The sequence below is a fragment of the Lutibacter profundi genome (assembly GCF_001543325.1).
Lineage (GTDB): Bacteria > Bacteroidota > Bacteroidia > Flavobacteriales > Flavobacteriaceae > Lutibacter > Lutibacter profundi.
Window position 1 is genome coordinate 2,807,312 of sequence record NZ_CP013355.1, and the last position, 19,060, is coordinate 2,826,371.

The window sequence follows — 19,060 nt, forward strand, 5'->3', positions numbered from 1 at the left end:
GTGTTATTTTAAAATAATTACTTCAGCATTTTGATTGAATAAATAGGTTTTATTACTACTTAATTCAACACATTCAAATCTAGTTCTTCTTATATTTCCTTTTTTATAAGATTTATTATTAAATGTAAAAATGCTTCCGTGTTGTAGTTCAAATATAAAATTCTTTCCTGACATTTCATCGTACTGTTTTAAAGCGTACGTTAAATTTACATCTGAACTTGTACTTGCTTTTGGGTTTTTAAGGTAATTTGCTAGCACTGGGAGTACATTGTTAGGGAAAATAGTTGGTTGTAAAAAGGGGAGCATTAAATACTGAAAATTTTGTTTCCATTCATAGCCATGAGGTTTTGTCCTTTTATAGTGTTTGTACGTAACTAAATGTGCAATTTCATGAATGAGTGTTAGTAGAAATTGATATTTATTTAAATCTTTATTCAATGTAATTTGAAGAGAACCATTCTTTAATTTTTTAAAATCACCATGTTTTGTAGTTCTTCTGTTTACAATTTTGATATCAATAGGGTGATTTATTAGAATTTCATGCACTAATTTAACAGCTTCTTCTGGAATATATTTTGAAAGAGTATCAATCATATATTATGGTGTTGTAGTTGAAACTTGTAATATTTTACCATTGTAAAATTTATTCCCAGTCAAGGCAAAGTTAAAAATATAATGAGCCATTTCATTTGCTGAAACTGAAGCTTTATAGCCAGGAAACGCTTCCTCTAACATTTCAGTTTGTACGGCACCTAAAGCTAAAACATTAAAAGAAATTTGTTGTTCCTTGTATTCTTCAGCTAATAACTCGGTAAGTGTTATTAAAGCTCCCTTTGAAGAACTGTAAGCTGCCAACCCAGAGAATTTTAAACTACCTTGAACACCACCAATACTACTAATATTTACTACGTGACTTCCTTTTTTTAAAAAAGGAATTAATTGTCGAGTTAATTCGGCTACACTAAATATGTTTACTTTATAAATCTCTAAAAAATAGGAAGTTGTTAATTCTTTAAAAGGTTTATGAATTAATTTGCCAGCGTTATTAATTAAGATATCTACAGTTTTCCAATTTAAAGAGATAAAATCAGTTACTTTTTCTATTTCATTTTCTTTAGATAAATCAATTGAAATAGTTGTGATATTTTTGATATTAAGTATTTCTAGAGGTGTAGAGTTTCTAGATAAAGCCAAGACTTTATGACCATTTTTTGCAAAAAGTTGAGCCAACTCAAAACCTATTCCTCTACTAGTTCCAGTTATTATAACATTTTTCATCTTTAAATTTTTTTAATAAATCAAACTTATAAATAATTTGATATATTTGGCTAAAATAAATTATTTACACTATCTAATTATGAAAAATCAAATCATTTTTTTAAGCTTCTTTTTTTTAACAACTATTTTATTTGCACAAAATACCTATTTGCATTGTGGTAAATTAATTGATACAAAATCAGGAAAAATTTTAAATGAAATGACTATTGTTGTTTCAGGGAATAAAATTATAAATGTTAAAAAGGGCTATATTCCTACTAAAAATAAGGAAGATAAGCTTATTGACTTAAAAAATAAAACGGTTATGCCTGGATTAATTGATATGCATGTTCATATAGAAATGCAGATGAAACCATCAATTTACTTAGATAATTATACGTTAAATGAAGCCGATATAGCCTTTAACTCGGTTAAGTATGCTGAAGTTACTTTGTTGGCTGGGTTTACTACGGTTAGAGATTTAGGAGGAACAGGTGTTAATGTGTCTTTACGTAATGCCATTAATAAAGGAAAAATTATGGGGCCAAGAATATTTTCTGCAGAAAAAGCTATTGGAACTACAGGAGGGCATGCAGATCCAACAAATGGAGCTAGCAGAAAATTAATGGGTGATCCAGGACCTAAAGAAGGTGTTGTAAATAGTGCTGCAGATGCAAGAAAAGCTGTAAGGCAAAGGTATAAAAACGGAGCAGACGTAATAAAAATTACTGCCACAGGAGGTGTATTAAGTGTTGCAAAAAATGGACAAAACCCTCAGTTTACAATTGAAGAAATTAAGGCTATAACCGAGACGGCAAAAGATTATGGAATGCATGTTGCTGCTCACGCTCACGGTGATGAAGGAATGAGACGAGCTATTTTAGGCGGTGTTAAAACAATAGAGCACGGTACCTTAATGAGTGAAGAAACAATGGATTTAATGATTAAATACGATGCTTATTTAGTACCAACAATAACTGCAGGAAAAGAGGTTTCAGATAAAGCTAAAATTAAAGGATTTTATCCTGAAATTATTGTGCCTAAAGCTCTTGAAATAGGTCCTAAAATTCAGAATACTTTTAGAAAAGCCTACAAAAAAGGTGTTGGAATTGCTTTTGGAACAGATGCAGGTGTTTATGACCATGGTAAAAATGGAAAAGAATTTGGATATATGGTTGAGGCAGGAATGCCAGTAATAGAAACAATTCAAGCTGCTACCATTACAAATGCTAAGATTTTAAAAGAAGAAAATAATATAGGGACTATTGAAAAAGGAAAATTAGCTGACATTATAGCTGTTGATGATGATCCAACTAAAAATATACACACTATGGAAAATGTAACTTTTGTTATGAAAAATGGTGTGATATATAAGCAGTAGAAAGGATGTTTGGTTAATAAGTGATATGTATTTGTGGGTGTATTTTTTGAAACAGGTAGGTTAATTTTACGTGAATTTGAATTAAAGGACATGCAAGCGGTTTATAATTTTGCTTCTGATGTTGATGTTCTAAAATATACCGGTGATGCAATTTTAAATAATTTAAATCAAGCAAAAGAGCTTATCGAAGATGTATGGTTTTCTGATTATAAAAAGTATGGATATGGAAGATGGGCAGTTGTGTATAAAGAAGAAAATAAAGTTATAGGATTTGCCGGACTTAAATACTTGCCAGAACTAAAAGAAACAGATATTGGATTTCGGTTTTTACCAGAATATTGTGGAACAGGAATTGCAACTGAAGCCTCAAAAGGAATTATTAAGTACGGCTTTGAAGTCTTAAAACTAAACAGAATAATTGGTGTTGCAATGCCAAAAAATGTTGCGTCAAACAAAGTGCTTAAGAAAATAGGATTGATTTTTTATAAATTTGATTTGTATGAAGGAGAAGATGAACGTAAAAAATATAACTGGTATAAAATGGATAAAAAGATATATTTAGACTTATACGGTAGATAACTTGTTTTAGATATTTAAAAATCTATATGCTGATATGCACCAATATCTGCAGGAATATCTCTTAAAACGCCTAAAATATCATTTGGCACTTGTGAGGTTCCTTGTGTGTTAGCTTTTTGATTGGCATCTGAATTTTTACCTATAATTAAATCATTGTCTACAGGAGATTTAAAGTTAGGATTTCCATTCAAAACATTGTCTAGATAGTAATTTGTGTCTTCAAAATTATATTCGGGAATTTCAGAATAGGAATTATTTAAATCATTGAATTTCAATAAATTATTTTTAAAATAATAATTAAAATTAGCTCCTTCAACTTTGTCTAAAGCTAATTCTACATTGTTATTTCCATCAATAATGCAATTGGTAAAATTGGCAGCATTTAAATCTCTTGTCTCAATAATTTGTGTATTATTTTCTGTGTAAGTAAAAAAGTTGTTGATTAAAACAGTTGGGTATTGTCGTAAGCTATAACTCCAAAAATTACCAAAGGATGAATGTGTAAAATTATAAGTACCTCCAATAATACAGGCCAAAGATGATTGTCCACTATTATTAATCACCAAATTTTCACCTTTAATATTGGTTTCACGTGCTAATATCCCAAAGTTAGAGCTGTTATAAATTTGAGTATTTTTAATAGTTAACGTAGGAGTAGAGTTACTTCCAATAGAATCTATAATAATTCCTGCGGAAGCATTTTTAATAATTGCATAATTTATGTTGTGATTTTTACTTCCTGCACGTAACCAAATAGTTCCCCATTGGCCAGGAATATCACTAAATTTAGTTTCAAGCCTATCACCTTCAATTAATACTTCATTGTTAAGTTCTCCCTCAATAATTAAGGTGGCATTTTTGTTGATAATTAATCCTGAGTTTGAGTGAAAGTGAATATTTGTACCAGCTTCAATAGTTAATGTTTTGCCTTCAGGAATTGCACAATATCCATAAATAACATACGGCTTTTCATTGGTGAAAGTAGTGTTCTCATTTAAGTAAAACCCATTTACAGTTACTTCTTCTCCAGTAGCATCAATACCAATATTAATGGTTTCAATAAGTCCATTTAAATCTTTTGAAGGGTATAAGAAATACGCGTCTTTAACCAATGTAATTAGCTGAATTTTTTGTGAATTATCTTCGGTATCAAAAATAATTTCATCCGTATAAATAGGATCAGTAACTAAGTTGTAATCTATCGTAGTTTCAATAAATATATAAAGACTGTCATTAGCTAAAATTTCGATATTTTCAAATGTTTTCCCAGGAGTACCATCAACATTTAAACGATATAAAGAATTTTCACCTTTGCCTAATTGAACAGAAGGAATTGAAATTGCCTTATTGCTTTTATTGTACACTTTTAAATTGTAAGTGCTAGAGCCAATATTGGAGAATATAGTATCTAAATAAACAGTATCTTTTGAAAATTGGAGGTTTCCAGTACTCAAACTTGTTGAAAAATCTTTTCTACATGAAGAAAAAAATACCAATGTAATTATAAGAAGAAAAGTTAAATAATAACGCATTAAGGTTGTTTTTGTAAATGTAAAAATAATTTAATGAAGATTATTTTTTTATAAATTCAACTTCATATAATTTACTCCAGTGTTTTCCAGTAATAAAAATGCGATTATTTTTCTTGTCAAAAGCAATACCATTTAATACTTCATCACTATCATCTAATGTTTGTTCTTGTTGTATTTTAGCTTTTAAACTATTTAAATTAACAACTCCTTCAACTTTTCCTGTTGAAGGATTAATAATTAATATTGAATTTAATTGCCATCTGTTTGCATAAATTTTACCATTTATGTACTCTAACTCGTTTAATTTTTCAACCTTTTGTTTATTGGTATATGCTTCAATATAATTTTCTTCAAGAAGCGTGTCAGGATTTAGAAACCAAATACGTTCTGTGCCATCAGTTTTTATTAATTGTTTGTTATTATTTGTCAATCCCCAGCCTTCAAGGCTCTTAGTATATTTAAAATCTTTTTCTTTTTTAAACGTTTCTAAATTGTAAATAAAACCAATGCCTGATTGCCAAGTTAATTGATATAGTTTATTTTTGAAAATGGTAATTCCCTCACCAAAATATTCTCGGCTTAAATCGTATTGTTGTAAAACCTCTCCAGTTTTTAAGGCAACCTTCCGAATGGAAGAACTTCCTTTTCTACCTGTTCCTTCATATAAAAAGCCATTGTGAAAGGCTAAGCCCTGGGTATAGGCGCTTTTATCATGTGGATAGGTGTTTATAATTTTGTAGGTGTAAATTTCTGGCGCTGTATCTGCCATAAAATAAATAGGTTTACTAATTTTTTTAGTTTTATTTTCATAAAAAATAATGGCAGTTATAGTGTGTTTTCCAAGTTTGTAATTATTTACTTTTAAAGAAACAGTATTTTTACTGCTCTGTATTTTTTTTGAATCTATTGAAAATTGAACCGAATCAATTGGCTTACTCCCTTTTTCAGAGATAGAAATTGTTAGTTCTTGACTTGATTGAATTTTTTTAGGAGTATTTAAAACAAATTTATACTCACTTTTGCATGATAGAAGGAATGTAAATATGAATAAACTAAAAAATGACTTATATAACATAATTTTAAAATTGTATTTTATGAATTTTTATGTAAATAAACTAAAATATTTGTTTGAAGTTTCAAAAATATAGTTAAATTTGCAGTCTTAAAAATAAAAATAGCATTAAAACGAGTTTACAATGAGAAAAGGTATACATCCAGAGAATTATAGAATGGTAGCATTTAAAGATATGTCAAACGAAGATGTGTTTTTAACTCGTTCAACAGTAAACACTAAAGAAACGCTTGAAGTAGATGGTGTTGAATACCCTTTAGTCAAATTAGAGATTTCAAGAACTTCACATCCTTTTTACACAGGCAAAACTAAGTTAATAGATACTGCAGGACGTATTGATAAGTTCAAAACTAAATACGCTAAGTTTAAAAAATAGTTATTTAGGTAATAATATTTAAAAACTCTACAATTAATTGTGGAGTTTTTTTATGCAATAGATTTGAAATTTTATTGTAGAATAGGAGTTGTGGTAATTGTTTTGAAAATATAGAAATGTTACAATAAAAAAGCCCATTGTTAACAACGGGCTTTAAATTATACTATAAACTATGTTTATGCTAACATAGTAACCGGATTTTCAATAAATTGCTTTAAGGTTTGTAAAAATGCAGATCCAGTTGCGCCATCAACTGTTCTGTGGTCGCAAGCTAATGTTACTTTCATAGTGTTTCCAACAACAATCTCTCCATTTTTAACAACGGGTTTTTGAATAATTGCACCAACTGATAAAATAGCAGAATTTGGCTGGTTTATAATGGAGGTAAATTCTGAAATACCAAACATACCTAAATTAGAAACTGTAAATGTGCTTCCTTCCATTTCTGCAGGAGTCAATTTTTTTGTTTTAGCTCTTAGAGCCATATCTTTCACTTCATTTCCAATTTGAGTCATACTTTTTTGATCAGTAAAAGGAATCACAGGTACAACTAATCCATCTTCAACAGCAACAGCAACACCAATATTAACATAGTGATTAACACGAGTTCTATCATCAAACCACTGGGAATTTACTTTAGGGTGTTTTTTTAATGCCATTGCACTTGCTTTTACTATAATATCATTGAATGATACTTTGGTGTCAGGGAGTTCGTTTATAGCTTTTCTAGAAGCTATAGCGTTATCCATATCAATATCAATCATTAAATAATAGTGAGGAGCCGTAAATTTTGATTCGGCCAATCTTCTAGCAATAGTTTTACGCATTTGCGAATTAGTGCTTTCTTCAAAACTTTCTTCACCTGCAATTGGCAAATTACTTGTAGCAGTTGTTACAGTAGGAACGTAGTTCTCAATATCACGTTTTATAACTCTACCATTTTCACCAGATCCAGTAATTGAATTTAAATTAATTCCTTTTTCTTTGGCCATTTTTTTTGCCAGTGGTGAAGCAATAATTCTTCCAGAATCACTAATTTCCTCATTATGAGTTGGCTGAGTGCTAATAGAAACCTCTTTCTTAGGTGTGTTAATTTCAGGTTTTGGCTGTTCTTCTTTTACAGGTGTACTTTCTTGTTCAGAAGTTTTAACTTTAAAATCTTCAATTATTTTATTAATATCTTCACCTTCCTCACCTATAATGGCTAATAAAGAGTCTACTGGTGCAGTTTCACCTTCATTTAAACCAATGTATAAAAGTGTACCTTCATTGAAAGATTCAAATTCCATGGTGGCTTTATCTGTTTCAATTTCAGCTAGAATGTCGCCTTCTGAAACTTTGTCACCAACTTTTTTTAACCATTGAGCAACAACTCCTTCAGTCATTGTATCACTTAATCGGGGCATTGTTATAATTTCAGCCATTTATCTATGTTTTAAAAAAGGATAATCTTCTTGCTCGTATACAATATCGTACATTAATTGCTTATCTGGGTATGGAGATTCTTCTGCAAATTTTTGGCATTCAGCCACCTTCTCTTTAACCTCTTTATCCCATTCTTTTATTTCATTTTCAGATGCATATTTTTTCTTCTTGATAACATCTAAAACCTGTGTTATTGGATCAATTTTACGATATTCATCAACTTCATCTTTAGTCCTGTATTTTTGAGCATCACTCATTGAATGACCTCTATAGCGATATGTTTTTATATCTAATAACGTTGGTCCATCACCTCTTCTAGCACGTTCAATTGCTTCTTCCATAGCTTCAGCAACTTTCACAGGATTCATTCCATCAACAGGCCCACAGGGCATTTCATATCCTAAACCTAATTTCCAAATATCTTCATGATTTGCTGTGCGTTCAACAGAAGTCCCCATAGCATAGCCATTATTTTCACAGATGAAAACTACTGGTAATTTCCAGTTAATTGCCATATTGAAAGTTTCGTGTAAAGAACCTTGACGAGCAGCTCCGTCACCAAAATAGGTAAGTGTTACACCATCTCGTTCAAAATATTTATCAGCAAAAGCTAATCCAGCTCCTAATGGTATTTGACCTCCTACAATTCCATGACCACCATAAAAATTATGTTCAGGTGAAAAAATATGCATAGAGCCACCCATACCATGAGAAGTACCAGTATCTTTCCCTAGTAATTCTGCCATAATTCGTTTGGGGTCAACTCCTAAACCAATAGGCTGTACGTGGTTACGATATGCGGTAATCATTTTATCGTTCTTTTTCATAGCGTGTAACGCACCTGCTAATACAGCTTCTTGCCCATTATATAAATGTAGAAATCCTCTAATTTTTTGTTGAATATAAAGAGCTGCTAATTTGTCTTCAAATTTTCTCCAGAAGAGCATATCTTTGTACCAATTAATATAGGTTTCTTTCGTAATTTTTTTCATCTATTATATAATATAAGATTTGTAGAATTGCAAAAGTACTGTTTTGAATTTTAGAATAAAAATAACTAGTATTTTTTTTACTACAATGTTTTCGTAGTGCTAAATGCTGAAAATTAAATTATTATTAATAACTTTATATGTTTTATTAATTTAATTATCATAAATATATTAAAATAGTTGGTTTATTTTAGAAAATATTATTTTAGAAAAGTAAGCCTATAAATAAAAAAATTGAAAATCTATTCAGTTATAATGCTAAAGGTTAAAGCTATACTACCGTTGTGGGGACGACAATTGCTTTAATTGCTTATACCTGATAGTTTTCTGGTTGTTGTTATTTGTAAAAGAATTACAATAATATTATACTACCGTTGTGGGGACGACAAATATTATTACTTTTATTTAATTGCATAATTAGAAAAGAAAAGTCTCGAGATTTATCTCGAGACTTTTCAATTTTAAAAGCTATTTTTTATTTTACTTATAAATAATCTTCAATAGGGTTGCAGGAACATACTAAATTTCTATCTCCAAAAGCATCATCAATTCTTCTGACTGAAGGCCAAAATTTGTTTTCTTTTAAGTAAGGGAGTGGAAAAGCAGCCTTTTGTCTTGTGTATGGGTAGTTCCATTCATTTGAAGTAAGCATCTCTTGCGTATGTGGCGCATTTTTTAGTACTGAGTTTGTGTCTCCACTTTTCATTTCATTTATTTCACTTTTGATAGCAATTAATGCATCGCAAAAACGATCCAATTCATTTTTATTTTCACTTTCTGTTGGTTCAATCATAAGTGTTCCATGCACAGGGAATGAAACTGTTGGTGCATGATATCCAAAGTCCATTAATCTTTTAGAAACGTCTGTCACATCAGCTCCTTTCTCTTTAAATTCCCTAAAATCAACAATCATTTCATGAGCGGCAAATCCATTTTCACCTGTATATAAAATTTTGTAATGTTTTTCTAATCGTGCTTTAATATAGTTAGCATTTAAAATAGCGTACTTGGTTGATTGTTTTAAGCCGTTTGCACCCAACATTCTAATGTAGCTATAAGATATTAGTAATACCAATGCAGACCCCCAAGGAGCAGATGAAATTGCAGTTGTAGCTTTTTCTCCTCCAGTAGGTATTATTGGGTTGGATGGTAAAAAAGGAACCAAATGTTTGGCTACACAAATAGGACCAACACCTGGTCCGCCACCACCATGGGGAATAGCAAATGTTTTATGTAGGTTTAGATGGCAAACATCTGCGCCAATACTAGCAGGATTGGTTAAGCCTACTTGAGCATTCATATTTGCGCCATCCATATAAACTTGCCCGCCAAATTCATGAATAATTTTAGTAATTTCTTTTATTGAACTTTCAAAAACTCCATGAGTTGAAGGGTATGTTACCATTAAAGCGCCTAAACTATCTTTATATAATTCTGCTTTTTCACGTAAATCATCTACGTCAATATTTCCTTTCTCTGTTGATTTTGTTACAACAACTTTAAACCCTGCCATTACAGCAGAAGCGGGGTTTGTTCCATGAGCTGAGGAAGGTATTAAACAAATATTTCTATGTTTATTTCCTTTTGATTCATGAAAAGCTTTGATAACCGTTAAACCAGCGTATTCTCCTTGTGCACCAGAGTTTGGTTGTAATGATGTAGCTGCAAAGCCAGTAATTTCATTGAGATAGGTTTCCAAATCTGTAATAACTTCTTGGTATCCTTGCGCTTGCTCAATTGGTACAAAAGGATGCATATTACCCCAATTTGGCCAACTCAACGGAAGCATTTCGGTTGCTGCGTTTAATTTCATGGTGCAAGAGCCCAAAGAAATCATAGAGTGTGTTAATGATAAATCTTTTAGCTCTAGTCTTTTAATGTAGCGCATCATCTCAGTTTCTGAATGGTACTTTTTGAAAGTGTCATTTTCCATAAAAGGAGATTGCCTTGTTAAATTTTTAGGAATAGAATTTTCAGCTATTGAATTTGAACCTATATATTTTTTATCTTCTGCTTCTGCTAAAACGGAAATAATTTCATGAATGTCTTCTAAATTAGAGGTTTCATTGATTGAGATACTCACCAAATTAGGTGAAGGATAGAAAAAGTTAATTTCTTTTTTTTCTGCTATTTCTTTAAGTTTTACAGTATTAGAAACTTCAATCGTTAAAGTATCAAAAAAGGCAGTATTTAATTGTTTTATATTTAATTGTTTTAATCCTTCGTTTAAGGTGGTAGTTAATTTCTGAATTTTACTTGCAATATAAATTAATCCCTTTGAGCCATGATAAACGCCGTACATACCAGCCATTACAGCCAATAATACCTGTGCAGTGCAAATGTTTGAAGTTGCTTTTTCTCGTTTTATATGCTGCTCACGAGTTTGTAAAGCCATACGTAAAGCACGATTACCATCTTTATCATGTGAAACACCAATAATTCTTCCAGGTATTGCACGTTTGTAAGCTTCTTTAGTAGCAAAATAACCAGCATGAGGCCCGCCGTAACCCATTGGGATACCAAATCGTTGAGTAGTGCCTATTACAACATCAGCACCCCATTCTCCTGGAGGGGTTAATATTGTTAGACTTAATAAATCTGCAGCTACAGCTATTTTTGCATCAACAACTTTTGCTTTGTTAATAAAAGTAGAATAATCATATATTTGACCATTTTTAGAAGGATATTGAATAAGTACTCCAAATACAACTGATGTGAATTCGAAATTTTGGTGGTTACCAAAAACTAATTCAATACCAAGTGGATAAGCTCTTGTTTTTAAAACATCAATGGTTTGTGGTAAAACTTCATTAGAAACAAAAAATTTAGTTGCATTTTCTTTTTTTTGGGCTCTTGTTCTTGAATTGAATAACATTAACATAGCTTCAGCTGCTGCTGTACCTTCATCTAATAAGGAAGCATTTGCTAATTCCATTCCTGTAAGTTCCATTACCATTGTTTGGTAATTTAATAAGGCTTCTAATCTGCCTTGTGAAATTTCAGCTTGGTATGGGGTGTATGAAGTATACCATCCTGGGTTTTCAAGAATATTACGCTGTATTACTCCAGGTAAAATAGTTGGGTGATAACCTAAACCAATGTAATTTTTAAATAACTTATTTTTATTAGAAAGTTTTTGAATATGTGTTATATACTCAAATTCACTAAATGGTTTTGGTAAATTTAAATCGTTAGTTAATCGAATATTGGTAGGAATTGTTTTATTAATTAAATCATCTATTGAATTTACTCCAATGGTTTTTACCATTTCCTTCACCTCATTTTTTTGAGGGCCTATGTGTCTTAAAACAAAAGAATCTGTTTTCATCTATGTAATTTGTATAAATATATTAGTGAGTTCAAAATTACTGAAAATTCCATAATTAAATTGGCATATTTATTATTGAATTCTAATATTTTGTTAACCATAAAATAAGTATATGTTCAAATAACTACATTTGTGAAATGAATTTGTTAAAAAAAATAATTGATTTCTATATTTTTAGTAATATTCATGTTTCTTTAGCTGGATTTTTTTTAACCAAAATTACCCTCGTTAAATTTGGAATTAGTGATAATTTAGTGCCAATATTTGTTGCACTTTCCATTATAGTATCTTATAATTTTATACGTTTTTATGAAATAAAAAATAGCCGACTAAATTGGTTTAGAGATTGGTTTTTTAGTCATCAAAAAGAATTATTAGTAGTAAGCATTTTAGCTATTTTAGGGCTGAGTTATATTATTTTATTTAGCAAATTTAATTTGAAATCACTAATAGTACTTGCGCCATTTGCTCTTATGACTTTTTTTTATGTAATACCGTTATTTAAGGTAGGGAAACTAGAAATTTCCTTTAGAAATTTCCCTTTTATTAAAATATTTAGTATTGCAATTGCCTGGGCGGGAATTGTAGTTCTTTTTCCATTGTATGAAGCTAAGTATACTTTTAATTTCAATGTTTATTTAGAATTTATTCAACGTATTTTATTTGTGATAGTAATATTACTTCCTTTTGATATTAGAGATGCGAAAGTGGATTCAGCAGCGCTAAAAACAATACCTCAAATTTTTGGAATAGTTACTTCAAAAGTGATAGGGTATGTTTTATTAATTGTGTTTATTGGTTTAGAATTTTTAAAAAAAGAAGATTCTTATTTAGATATTCTTATCATACTGTTGATTTCAATGATAACTGCTTTGTTTTTAAGGTTTTCATCTCCAAAAAAAACAAGGTATTACACGAGCTTTTGGGTTGAGCTAATCCCTGTTGTGTGGTTTGGGTTAATGCTGCTATTTTTTGAGAATTAAATAGTTTTATATAGGTAATAAATAGAATAATTTTTTTAAATTTATTTAAAAAATCACCTATAATAGTTTTCTTAAAATGAAATGAAGAGAAGAAGACATATATGTTTTAAAAGAAAATAAACAATTGTTTCCTCTAGTATATTTTATACAAGTAACTAAAAAATAAAAAAGACTGCCTTTTCAGACAGCCTTTTTATAGAATGAGATAAATTATTATTTCAATAATTTATTAATTTTTTCTTTTTCTTCTTCAGCCAAAGCCCCATCAACCAAAATTCTACCACTATGCTCATCAGTAATAATTTTTTTACGACTAGCAATTTCAACTTGTCTTTGAGGAGGTATTGTAAAAAAAGAACCTCCGGAAGCGCCTCTCTCAATAGATACTACTGCTAAACCATTTTTTACACTTGATCTAATTCTATTGTAAGCTTTTAATAAGTGATCGTCAATTAGTTTAGAGTATTCTTTAGATTTTTTAAGTAGTATTTCTTCTTCTTTAATAGTATCTCCCATAATGTCGTTTAATTCATCCGACTTATGTTTCAATAATTCTTCTTGTTTTGCTATATTTTCTTTCGTGGCAGTAATTACTTCTTTTTTTTGCTCAACCTTAGCTTTATATTCTTTAATTCGTTTTTCAGCTAACTCAATTTCAAGTTCTTGATATTCAGTCTCCTTACTTATTGAATTAAACTCTCTGTTATTACGTACATTTTTTTGTTGTTCGGCGTATTTTTTAAGTAAAGATTTAGCCTCTTCAATTACAGATTTTTTATTAGAAATTTCACTTTTTAAGTTTGTTACATCTTCATTTAAATTTGTAAGTCTTTTATTTAAACCCACAATTGCATCTTCTAAATCTTCAATTTCTAATGGGAGTTCACCTCTTACATTTTTAATTTCATCAACTCTTGAATCAATTAATTGTAAGTCGTAAAGAGCTCTTAATTTTTCTTCAACAGTAACTTCTTTCTTTTTAGCCATATTATAAGTAATAAATTGGATTTGTGTTTTTTCGTGATAAAATGATTGCAAAATTAGGAAATTTTTTTGTAAGTATATCAACTAAAAGATTTTTTGTGAACTGTTCGCTTTCATAATGTCCAATATCTGCAATAACAAGTTTGTTTTCGGCTTTGTAAAATTCATGATATTTAATATCAGCAGTAATATATACATCAGCTTTTTTGTGAATTGCATTTTTAATAGCAAAACTACCTGAACCACCTAATACGGCAACTCTCTTAATAGGTTTACCAATTAATTTAGAGTGTCTAATACCTTGTGCATTCATTGTTTTTTTGAGGAATTTAAAAAATTCAATCTCACTTTTTTCTATGGGTAATTCGCCTATCATTCCTATGCCTATTTCTTGATGCAAATTGTCTAAGGAAACAATATCATAGGCAACTTCTTCATAAGGATGCACTTTAAAAAGTGTATTTAAAATTTGTTGTTCTTTGTGTTTTTCAAAGATAACACTTATAAATGTTTCATTTTCTATATGAGTTTCTCCTTTTAAACCAATTGTAGGGTTAGAATCTTCATTTCCTCTGTAAGTTCCATAACCGTCAGTATTAAAGCTACAATTGTCATAATTTCCAATACTGCCAGCTCCTTCTTTGAAAAGAGCCAACCTTACTTCTTCAGCATTTTTGATAGGAACGTATGTAGTTAATTTTTTTATAGTATGTTTTTGAGGAATTAAGATTTTTTTATTTTGCAGGCCTAAAACTTCACAAATTTTAGCATTTACGCCTTGAAAAGAATTGTCTAAGGCAGTATGCATTGAATAAATAGCAATGTTATTTTTAATGGCCTTTATTACAACTCTTTCTACATAATTTGATCCAGTTAATTTTTTTAATCCTGAAAAAATAATAGGATGAAAACTTACAATTAAATTACAATTGTTTACAATAGCTTCATCAACTACATTCTCTAATGTGTCAAGTGTAACCAATACTCCCGTTACTTCGGTACTATAATCACCAACTAATAAGCCAACATTATCAAAGCTTTCAGCATAATTTAGTGGAGCAATTTCTTCAATAGAAGTTGTTATGTCTTTAATTTTTATCATAAAATAAGGTATTCTTAAAGCAAAGGTAAATTTAACAGAGTAAAGTTAAAGTATTTAAATAGAAATTTAATAATTTGTTTTGTATTTTCGCTTTTAGTGAATTTTTTACGACAAATAGCATATCCACTTTCTGTATTGTATGGTATAATTACAAGTTTCCGTAATTTTTTATACAATAAACATATATTTAAGTCTACAGCATTTAAAACTCCAGTAATTGTAGTTGGAAATTTAAGTGTTGGAGGAACAGGTAAAACGCCTCAAATAGAATATTTAATTAGATTATTAAAAAATGAATATAAGATAGCTGTTTTAAGTAGAGGCTATAAAAGAAAAAGTAAAGGATTTATTATTGCAGATAAAAATACTACAGCTGAAATAATTGGAGATGAACCTTACCAATATTATAAAAAATTTGAGGATATAATTGTTGCTGTTGATGTAAATAGAACAAATGGAATACATCTTTTAGAGGAACTAGAAAACCCACCAGATATTATTTTATTAGATGATGCATTTCAGCATAGAAAGGTAAAAGCAGGTTTGAATATTTTATTGACTTCATATAATAATCTGTATGTAGATGATATGTTGTTACCAACAGGGAATTTACGAGAAAAAATCAATGGAGCAAAAAGAGCTCAAATTATTATGGTAACAAAATGTCCTAGTGATATATCAAAAAAAGAACAGTTAAATATTACTAAAAAGTTAAATCCAACCAACCAACAAACACTATTTTTCACAACTATTGAATATAATAATAAATTAAAAGGTTTTTCTACGTTTAACTTGGATGAATTAAAAAATGTTGAATTGCTGTTAATAACAGGAATTGCAAATCCAACACCTTTAATAGATTATTTAGGGAGTAAAAAAATTAAATTTAAGCATTTGAAATACCCAGATCATTATCATTTTAAAAATAAAGATATTGAAGTTATAAATGAGATGTTTCATGCAATTCAGTCAAATAAAAAAATAATTTTAACAACAGAGAAAGATTATGTTCGTATCTTTGCCGAATTGCGAAATTTGGTTTTTATAGAAATAAAAACAAAATTTGTGAATGGAAGTATAGATTTTGATAAAATAATAAAGAATTATGTGGAATAAAGTTCAGGAGACGGTTAAATTCCTTCAAGAGAAAGGAGTTACAAAACCAGATTATGGTATTATATTAGGTACAGGATTAGGAAATTTAGTAGAAAAAATTAACATTGAAATTAGTATACCTTATAGTGAAATACCAAATTTTCCAGTATCAACAGTTGCAGGTCATTCCGGTGAATTAATTTTTGGTAGTATTGGAAGTAAAAAAGTTGTTGCTATGCGAGGTAGATTTCATTATTATGAAGGATGGCGTATTGAACAAACTATTTTTCCGGTACGTGTAATGAAGTTTTTAGGAATAGAAAATTTAATTGTTTCAAATGCTTCTGGAGGTGTAAATCCAGATTTTAAGGTTGGAGATATAATGCTAATTACAGATCATATAAATTTTATGCCAACGCACCCTTTGCATGGTGAAAATGATGAACGTTTTGGACCTAGATTTGTTGATATGCATGAGCCATATAGTAAACAAATGATTGCTAAAATGGAGGAAATAGCTATTAAATTAAATATTCCAATTAAAAAAGGAGTTTATTTAGCATTGCAAGGGCCTACTTTTGAAACTCCTGCTGAATATAAAATGGTTAAAATTTTAGGTGCGGATGCAGTAGGAATGTCTACAGTACCTGAGGTTATTGCTGCAAAACATTTAGGGATGATATGCTTTGGAATATCTGTAATTACAGATTTAGGTGTAGAAGGGAAAGCAGAAGCAGTATCACATGAAGAAGTTCAAAAGGCAGCTAAACTTTCTGAGGGTGCTATTGGTAGATTGGTAGCTGAATTTATAAAGTTTTAAAAACAAATAAATAACATTTTTAAAATCTGCTTTTAGCGGATTTTTTTATTTTATAATTTATTATAATATAAACTTTTAACTATTCCATCTGCAAGTCCAATTTTAGGAACAAATATTTTAGTTGCACCACTCCATTTCATAGCTGATAAGTATATTTTTGTGGCAGGTAAAATTACATCAGCCCTATCAGGATTTAATCCTAATTCTGAAATACGTTGTTCATAGGTCATTTGTTTTAAAAAGTGATAGTGTGCTTTCATATAAATTAACGAAAGTGGTTTCCCCATTGCTTTTCCTGAAAGTTTAAATATTTTATTAATATTCCCCCCAGAGCCAATGAGTGCAAGGTTTTTTAGGTTTTTAGTATTTTCTTTTATCCAAATTTCAATTTCATTCCAAATCTGTTTGGCTTCATTTTTACTGTAATTTAAAATCCTAACAGTCCCAATCTTAAAAGATTTTGAGTTTATAATTTCACCATTTGAAAATAGGGTAAATTCAGTACTTCCACCTCCTACATCAACGTATAAGTACGGTTTGTCTTTTTCAAGAATAGTTGAAATGTCAGTTGAAAATATAATAGCAGCTTCTTCTTTCCCTTCAATAATGTTAATTTTTATAGTAGTTTTTTTGAAAATTTCATTGGCAACTTCAACTCCATTAGATGCTTCTCTCATAGCTGAAGTTGCGCAAGCATAATATTTTTTTACACCATGAACTTCCATTAGTAATTTAAAAGCATCCATTGCTTTTAAGAGCCTATTTTTATTTTCTTCAGAAATTTTTCCTTTAATAAAAGCGTCGACCCCTAACCGAATTGGTACACGTACCAAAGCAGATTTTCTAAAGCTAGGTTTGTTACTATCTTTCTCAGTAATTACATTTGTAATTAATAGTCTAACAGCATTAGAGCCAATATCAATTCCAGCAAGTTTTTCAATTTTCAAAATAATGCTATTTATAATTTTTGGGAAATTCAGTTAAAAATGTTTGTCCAGATTTAATATTTTTCCAATGGTTTGTTTCAAATTTAATTCCTATTACACCGCAGGTTGAAACATGATTTAACAATTTATCTCCAAATTTATTCACAAAATCACTTATGCCATGGTCATGACTAAAAATTATTGCAGAATCAAAACCATCATCTAAGGCTTTTACGGTTTTAATTAAATAACCATCGCTAAAATTATATAGTGATTTACTTATTTTAATATTTGCAAGCGGATAATTAAAGGTATAGCTAAAAATCATGGCTGTATGTAAAGCCCTGTTGGCACAACTAGCTATAAATACATCGGGGCAAGCAATTTTTTTTTGTAAAACTCCTGAAATTAAATAGGCATCGTTAATACCTCTTTTTTTTAAAGGCCTGTCAATATCTTTAATACCTTCATATTCCCAAGAAGATTTTGCGTGTCTAACTATATAGAGTGTTTTCATTTGGTATTAGTTGAGGTTCAAATATAAAGAATTAAGGAGCTAATCGTTCAATTTTCCAGTTAAAATCTTCTTGTAGGGTGTACCTAATTCTATCGTGCATTCTATTTGGGCGCCCCTGCCAAAATTCTATACTTTTTGGCTTTACAATATAACCTCCCCAATGTGGAGGTCTTGGAATTTCTTTATGTTCAAATTGTTTCTCAAATGAAGCTAAACGATTGTCTAAAAATTCACGTGAAGGAACTACTTCACTTTGGTTTGATGCCCAAGCACCTAATTTACTTCCATCGGGTCTAGATTCAAAATAGCCATCAGATAAATTTGCAGCAATCTTTTCAGCTTTTCCTTGAATAATTACTTGTCGTTCTAAATTATTCCAAAAAAAAGATAAACAAACATTAGGATTTTTTTTAATAGATTTTCCTTTGTCACTATTGTAGTTCGTGTAAAAAATGAATCCTTCCCAAGTATATTTTTTTAAAAGTACAACTCTACTTTTGGGTGTTCCAACGCTATCAATTGTTGCAATTGTCATTGCATTTGGTTCAATATTACCTCCAAATTCTTCAACTTCATAAAACCATTTTTGAAATAATTCTATAGGATTTTCTGGAACTTCTTTTTTTGAAAGTTCTTTCTTTTTATAGATTTTTCGATAATTACTTAAATCTTTCTCCATATAACAAAAATAAAA

The 19,060-nt window shown here is 29.7% G+C and carries 18 protein-coding genes; 6 read left to right on the forward strand and 12 right to left on the reverse strand.

Annotated elements, in window-relative coordinates; genetic code table 11:
- Window positions 1-3: 3 nt before the first annotated feature.
- Both Lupro_RS12350 and Lupro_RS12355 read right to left on the reverse strand, forming a co-directional pair.
- Window positions 4-594, reverse strand: coding sequence for a SprT-like domain-containing protein (locus tag Lupro_RS12350; protein ID WP_068210868.1), 591 nt, complete (start codon window positions 592-594; stop codon window positions 4-6).
- A 3-nt stretch (window positions 595-597) separates the two neighbouring features.
- On the reverse strand, window positions 598-1,278 hold the full coding sequence (locus Lupro_RS12355; RefSeq protein WP_068210871.1) for an SDR family NAD(P)-dependent oxidoreductase: 681 nt from the start codon (window positions 1,276-1,278) through the stop codon (window positions 598-600).
- 79 nt (window positions 1,279-1,357) lie between these two features.
- Between Lupro_RS12355 and Lupro_RS12360 the strand changes: the two genes are divergently transcribed.
- Together Lupro_RS12360 and Lupro_RS12365 are read left to right on the forward strand one after the other, a co-directional pair.
- On the forward strand, window positions 1,358-2,638 hold the full coding sequence (locus tag Lupro_RS12360; RefSeq protein ID WP_068210874.1) for a metal-dependent hydrolase family protein: 1,281 nt from the start codon (window positions 1,358-1,360) through the stop codon (window positions 2,636-2,638).
- Window positions 2,639-2,671: 33 nt separating this feature from the next.
- The gene (locus tag Lupro_RS12365) at window positions 2,672-3,217 is read left to right on the forward strand and encodes a GNAT family N-acetyltransferase (protein WP_068210877.1); all 546 of its coding nucleotides are present in this window, start codon (window positions 2,672-2,674) and stop codon (window positions 3,215-3,217) included.
- A gap of 14 nt (window positions 3,218-3,231) precedes the next feature.
- Here Lupro_RS12365 and Lupro_RS12370 read toward each other — a convergent pair whose 3' ends face one another.
- Both Lupro_RS12370 and Lupro_RS12375 read right to left on the reverse strand, forming a co-directional pair.
- On the reverse strand, window positions 3,232-4,749 hold the full coding sequence (locus Lupro_RS12370) for a hypothetical protein (RefSeq protein ID WP_068210880.1): 1,518 nt from the start codon (window positions 4,747-4,749) through the stop codon (window positions 3,232-3,234).
- A 40-nt stretch (window positions 4,750-4,789) separates the two neighbouring features.
- Window positions 4,790-5,824, reverse strand: coding sequence for a glutaminyl-peptide cyclotransferase (locus Lupro_RS12375; protein WP_068210883.1), 1,035 nt, complete (start codon window positions 5,822-5,824; stop codon window positions 4,790-4,792).
- Window positions 5,825-5,945: 121 nt separating this feature from the next.
- Between Lupro_RS12375 and Lupro_RS12380 the strand changes: the two genes are divergently transcribed.
- Complete coding sequence (locus tag Lupro_RS12380; RefSeq protein WP_068210885.1) at window positions 5,946-6,197, forward strand: type B 50S ribosomal protein L31; 252 nt, start codon at window positions 5,946-5,948, stop codon at window positions 6,195-6,197.
- A 176-nt stretch (window positions 6,198-6,373) separates the two neighbouring features.
- Here the strand turns inward: Lupro_RS12380 and Lupro_RS12385 are convergent, their stop codons facing one another.
- From Lupro_RS12385 to gcvP, 3 genes are all read right to left on the reverse strand, one after another.
- Window positions 6,374-7,621, reverse strand: a complete 1,248-nt coding sequence (locus Lupro_RS12385; RefSeq protein ID WP_068210888.1) for a pyruvate dehydrogenase complex dihydrolipoamide acetyltransferase — start codon at window positions 7,619-7,621, stop codon at window positions 6,374-6,376.
- Window positions 7,622-8,614 carry a pyruvate dehydrogenase (acetyl-transferring) E1 component subunit alpha gene (gene pdhA / locus Lupro_RS12390; RefSeq protein ID WP_068210890.1) on the reverse strand — a complete coding sequence of 331 codons (993 nt, stop codon included), beginning with the start codon at window positions 8,612-8,614 and terminating at the stop codon, window positions 7,622-7,624. It abuts the gene before it with no gap.
- A 481-nt stretch (window positions 8,615-9,095) separates the two neighbouring features.
- Window positions 9,096-11,939: an aminomethyl-transferring glycine dehydrogenase gene (gene gcvP, locus Lupro_RS12395; protein ID WP_068210892.1), complete on the reverse strand. Its 2,844-nt coding sequence runs from the start codon at window positions 11,937-11,939 to the stop codon at window positions 9,096-9,098.
- Between the two features lie 137 nt (window positions 11,940-12,076).
- Between gcvP and Lupro_RS12400 the strand changes: the two genes are divergently transcribed.
- A complete protein-coding gene (locus Lupro_RS12400; protein WP_068210894.1) occupies window positions 12,077-12,922 on the forward strand; it encodes a UbiA prenyltransferase family protein in 846 nt (281 codons plus the stop codon).
- Between the two features lie 213 nt (window positions 12,923-13,135).
- Here Lupro_RS12400 and Lupro_RS12405 read toward each other — a convergent pair whose 3' ends face one another.
- Together Lupro_RS12405 and Lupro_RS12410 are read right to left on the reverse strand one after the other, a co-directional pair.
- Window positions 13,136-13,909, reverse strand: coding sequence for a zinc ribbon domain-containing protein (locus Lupro_RS12405; protein ID WP_068211665.1), 774 nt, complete (start codon window positions 13,907-13,909; stop codon window positions 13,136-13,138).
- Window position 13,910: 1 nt separating this feature from the next.
- Window positions 13,911-15,005, reverse strand: coding sequence for a Nif3-like dinuclear metal center hexameric protein (locus Lupro_RS12410; RefSeq protein WP_068211669.1), 1,095 nt, complete (start codon window positions 15,003-15,005; stop codon window positions 13,911-13,913).
- A gap of 99 nt (window positions 15,006-15,104) precedes the next feature.
- On the opposite strand from Lupro_RS12410, the gene lpxK reads away from it, so the two are divergent.
- The gene (lpxK, locus tag Lupro_RS12415) at window positions 15,105-16,124 is read left to right on the forward strand and encodes a tetraacyldisaccharide 4'-kinase (protein WP_068210896.1); all 1,020 of its coding nucleotides are present in this window, start codon (window positions 15,105-15,107) and stop codon (window positions 16,122-16,124) included.
- Window positions 16,114-16,923, forward strand: a complete 810-nt coding sequence (locus tag Lupro_RS12420; protein ID WP_068210898.1) for a purine-nucleoside phosphorylase — start codon at window positions 16,114-16,116, stop codon at window positions 16,921-16,923. Before lpxK ends, Lupro_RS12420 begins: the two co-directional genes overlap by 11 nt.
- Window positions 16,924-16,973: 50 nt before the next feature.
- Here Lupro_RS12420 and Lupro_RS12425 read toward each other — a convergent pair whose 3' ends face one another.
- Genes Lupro_RS12425 through pdxH form a run of 3 tightly spaced genes read right to left on the reverse strand, consistent with a single transcriptional unit; the run spans window position 16,974 to window position 19,045 of the window.
- Window positions 16,974-17,873: a Ppx/GppA phosphatase family protein gene (locus tag Lupro_RS12425; protein WP_068210901.1), complete on the reverse strand. Its 900-nt coding sequence runs from the start codon at window positions 17,871-17,873 to the stop codon at window positions 16,974-16,976.
- A gap of 4 nt (window positions 17,874-17,877) precedes the next feature.
- Complete coding sequence (locus tag Lupro_RS12430) at window positions 17,878-18,366, reverse strand: SixA phosphatase family protein (RefSeq protein ID WP_068210904.1); 489 nt, start codon at window positions 18,364-18,366, stop codon at window positions 17,878-17,880.
- 31 nt (window positions 18,367-18,397) lie between these two features.
- A complete protein-coding gene (gene pdxH / locus Lupro_RS12435; protein ID WP_068210907.1) occupies window positions 18,398-19,045 on the reverse strand; it encodes a pyridoxamine 5'-phosphate oxidase in 648 nt (215 codons plus the stop codon).
- Window positions 19,046-19,060 lie beyond the last annotated feature (15 nt).

Coding starts and splice junctions, on each gene's coding strand:
- Lupro_RS12350 (WP_068210868.1), bottom strand. CDS start 594: ATGATTGATACTCTTTCAAAATATATTCCAGAAGAAGCTGTTAAATTA.
- Lupro_RS12355 (WP_068210871.1), bottom strand. CDS start 1,278: ATGAAAAATGTTATAATAACTGGAACTAGTAGAGGAATAGGTTTTGAG.
- Lupro_RS12360 (WP_068210874.1), top strand. CDS start 1,358: ATGAAAAATCAAATCATTTTTTTAAGCTTCTTTTTTTTAACAACTATT.
- Lupro_RS12370 (WP_068210880.1), bottom strand. CDS start 4,749: ATGCGTTATTATTTAACTTTTCTTCTTATAATTACATTGGTATTTTTT.
- Lupro_RS12375 (WP_068210883.1), bottom strand. CDS start 5,824: ATGTTATATAAGTCATTTTTTAGTTTATTCATATTTACATTCCTTCTA.
- Lupro_RS12380 (WP_068210885.1), top strand. CDS start 5,946: ATGAGAAAAGGTATACATCCAGAGAATTATAGAATGGTAGCATTTAAA.
- Lupro_RS12385 (WP_068210888.1), bottom strand. CDS start 7,621: ATGGCTGAAATTATAACAATGCCCCGATTAAGTGATACAATGACTGAA.
- pdhA (WP_068210890.1), bottom strand. CDS start 8,614: ATGAAAAAAATTACGAAAGAAACCTATATTAATTGGTACAAAGATATG.
- gcvP (WP_068210892.1), bottom strand. CDS start 11,939: ATGAAAACAGATTCTTTTGTTTTAAGACACATAGGCCCTCAAAAAAAT.
- Lupro_RS12400 (WP_068210894.1), top strand. CDS start 12,077: ATGAATTTGTTAAAAAAAATAATTGATTTCTATATTTTTAGTAATATT.
- Lupro_RS12405 (WP_068211665.1), bottom strand. CDS start 13,909: ATGGCTAAAAAGAAAGAAGTTACTGTTGAAGAAAAATTAAGAGCTCTT.
- Lupro_RS12420 (WP_068210898.1), top strand. CDS start 16,114: ATGTGGAATAAAGTTCAGGAGACGGTTAAATTCCTTCAAGAGAAAGGA.
- Lupro_RS12430 (WP_068210904.1), bottom strand. CDS start 18,366: ATGAAAACACTCTATATAGTTAGACACGCAAAATCTTCTTGGGAATAT.
- pdxH (WP_068210907.1), bottom strand. CDS start 19,045: ATGGAGAAAGATTTAAGTAATTATCGAAAAATCTATAAAAAGAAAGAA.